This is a genomic window from Lamprobacter sp. (assembly GCF_034860625.1).
GTDB lineage: Bacteria > Pseudomonadota > Gammaproteobacteria > Chromatiales > Chromatiaceae > Lamprobacter.
In genome coordinates this window covers 1-2,709 of sequence record NZ_JAYESN010000328.1, presented here as the reverse complement: position 1 = coordinate 2,709, position 2,709 = coordinate 1, and the positions used below count along the sequence as shown (strand labels likewise).

The following is a 2,709-nucleotide window of genomic DNA, read 5'->3' as shown; positions in this document are numbered from 1 at the left end:
CACTCTGGCGGCGCTCCAGCAGCAAAGCCTGGATGCCGACCGGTGGCACCCTATTGCGGGCCAGATCAAAGGCATTCAGCGCGCCGTCGATTCAGTGCTGAGCGCGGAAGGCTGGGAAGGTTTCCATTACAGTATGCAGTATGAGGAGTTGGCAATAGAACATCCAGAAATCGGAACACTGCCGGTCTCCCTGCTGAGTGATGGTGTGCGTGCGATGGTGTCACTGGTAGCTGACATGGCTTGGCGCTGTGCCAAGCTCAACCCGCACATGGGCGAGGAGGCTGCACGACGGACAGCAGGGATTGCGTTCATCGACGAAGTCGACATGCATTTGCATCCGCGTTGGCAGCAGCGTGTGATTGGCACGCTGCGCGAGGCGTTTCCGCGCATTCAACTGGTGGTGACGACGCATAGTCCACAAGTGCTCTCGACGGTGGATGCCGAATCGATCCGGCTGGTCCGACACGAGTACGATCCAGAGAGCGGCGAAACCGTTTCGCAAACTGTTCGGCCTTTGATGCAAAGTCGCGGTGTGGCCAGTAGCGATGTGATGGCTGAACTGCAAGAAGTCGACCCAGTTCCGGGCGTACAGGAAGCCCGATGGCTCGAGGAGTACAAAGCGCTCGTGACCTCAATGGAGCAAGATCAGGTTTTAGATGAGCGAAAGCAGGCGCTCAAAATCAAGATCTTCGATCATTTTGGCGAAAATCACCCGGCGTGGTTGGAGTGTCTACGCATGGAGCGGCTCCAGGAGATGAAATCACGCTTGGGCAAACGCATGCCTGTCGACCGGATTGATAGCTGACATGCACCGACTGAGCCGACCCTCTGCACCGCGCTGCTTGGGCAGGTTTCGTCACGGCCGCAACCTGCAGACGGCGGAAGAGATCTTTAGTTTGGCTCTGGAGTTTGAAGATTCGGACTGGCAGCCGATCCTGGATCAGGAGCTGAATGACATTGCTGGAAAACCTTTCGAGACGGCCATCCGTCATGTGCTGCAAATCCGTTAATCGCTGTGCCCCTCGATCTCTACAGCTTCTTCCACCTCAACCTCGCCTACTCGGCGATTGAGGAGGAAGACCGCCCGCGGGTCATTGAGCGCTGTTACTGGCCGTTGCTGCGCCTGGCGCGCTGGCGCGGGCTGCCGTTCGGCGTTGAGCTGTCTGGCTTTACGCTGGAGTGCATGGCGGAGATTGACTCCGCCTGGGAATTATGAGGGACGGACCACGTTAACGGTCGACTGCCACGAAACCATTGACGACAGGGCGAGAAGACCCAGCCTCCGGGGTCGAAGGCGTGTTGGCTGGCCCTTGCTGCAGGTGTCTGCTGAGGCACCATCGGCTACACTGGACCCATGAGCGCCGACCCCCGCCACCCCTCAGACAAAGACCTCCTGCGCCTCTGGCATCGCGCCTTCGGCATTGCGCTGATGGATGTCTTCGCCGAGGCACCCTGGGCGGTTGAATAAGACCTCACCGCCGGCACCCAACCGGTGGCGGACAATGGCCTGCAGGCGGTGATCCAGACGCCCACGCCAAGCCCCACGCCAACGGCAGCTACTGCGTGGTGTTTGACACCCTCATCGAAGATATGCCCGCCGACATGTTCCCCGACCGCCCCTGGGGACCAGGCAACAACCCCAAGACTGCCGTGCACCAGTACCTCAAGGATCACCCGGAGTTCGAGATCGACAAACAGATCGACCACAAGCTGCTGATTAGCGTGGCACCGGATGGCTACCTGCGGCGGGTGGGGTAGGTGCTGGTCATCAGGGCTGGGGAGGTGGCACACTCCTTGACCTGGAGCCTTGATTTCAAGTCTCGGGTCAACCATCCTGAAGTCGGCTTGGGGGCGAACAGCCGGGCAGAAGCTTGATCACTTCGATGTTGATATCGGATCATAGGAGGATTGCCGTTCGAGAGAATCGGCGAAAAATGAACATGAAGACAGACAACAGAGCGGCGCCAACTTCAAGTGAAGGGCGTTTTAGTGTCCCTCCGACCACGACCGATGAACTTGCGGCCATTGCTCGTACTGTACATCGGTACAAAAAGGATCAGCAAGCACTGCGCCGTGCCATGGAAAGAGCGGGGATCATCACGGAAAGTGGTCAGTTAAGCAAAGAATACCAATCTCGGTGATCCAAAACGGACACTACGAAATTCTTCCGGGGCTCCTTCTTGGGTTCCATGGAACAGATCAGTCTGTCGTTGATGACGTTCTCAGCGGTAAATGTCATCTGGGTCGAAGCCAAAATTCTTACGACTGGCTGGGTAATGGTATCTACTTCTGGGAGTACAGACCCCTACGTGCTTTAGATTTCGCCAAACAGGCGGCTCGTGATGGTCTATCCAGTCGAGGAAAGATCGAGAATCCGGCAGTGCTCGGAGCCGTGATTGATCCCGGCAGATGTCTCAATCTGCTTGAGGCCTCAGCTTTGGATCAAGTCAAACAGTCGTATCTCGCGCTGTCAGAAAGCACGACAGAGCTGCCCGAGAATGAAGGGGGGATCGATCGACGCAAGCGTCATCTGGATTGCGCCGTCATTGAGTTACTCCATCAAATCCGCGAGGACAGCATGCTTGAGAACAATGCACCGCTCAAGCCCTATCAGACAGTACGCGGAGCATTTTGGGAGGGCGACGAGCTATACCCAAACGCTGGTTTCAAGGAAAAGAATCATGTGCAGTTGGTCGTACGGGACATGAG

6 protein-coding genes are annotated in these 2,709 nt (G+C 57.1%); all 6 read left to right on the top strand.

Annotation, left to right across the window (positions count from 1 at the left end; translation table 11 throughout):
* The coding region (locus tag VBE63_RS26995) for an AAA family ATPase (protein WP_323686083.1) at nt 1-805 on the top strand (805 nt) is incomplete at its 5' end.
* Nucleotide 806: 1 nt separating this feature from the next.
* Complete coding sequence (locus tag VBE63_RS26990) at nt 807-1,010, top strand: hypothetical protein (protein ID WP_323686082.1); 204 nt, start codon at nt 807-809, stop codon at nt 1,008-1,010.
* A gap of 5 nt (nt 1,011-1,015) precedes the next feature.
* Complete coding sequence (locus VBE63_RS26985; RefSeq protein ID WP_323686081.1) at nt 1,016-1,216, top strand: hypothetical protein; 201 nt, start codon at nt 1,016-1,018, stop codon at nt 1,214-1,216.
* Nucleotides 1,217-1,464: 248 nt separating this feature from the next.
* Nucleotides 1,465-1,758 (top strand): CmcI family methyltransferase, encoded by a 294-nt coding sequence (locus VBE63_RS26980; RefSeq protein WP_323686084.1) that lies wholly within the window; start codon nt 1,465-1,467, stop codon nt 1,756-1,758.
* A gap of 182 nt (nt 1,759-1,940) precedes the next feature.
* Nucleotides 1,941-2,141, top strand: a complete 201-nt coding sequence (locus tag VBE63_RS26975; RefSeq protein ID WP_323686080.1) for a hypothetical protein — start codon at nt 1,941-1,943, stop codon at nt 2,139-2,141.
* Nucleotides 2,138-2,709 (top strand): hypothetical protein (locus tag VBE63_RS26970; protein ID WP_323686079.1); only part of this gene is annotated, 572 nt, incomplete at its 3' end. The genes VBE63_RS26975 and VBE63_RS26970, both read left to right, overlap by 4 nt.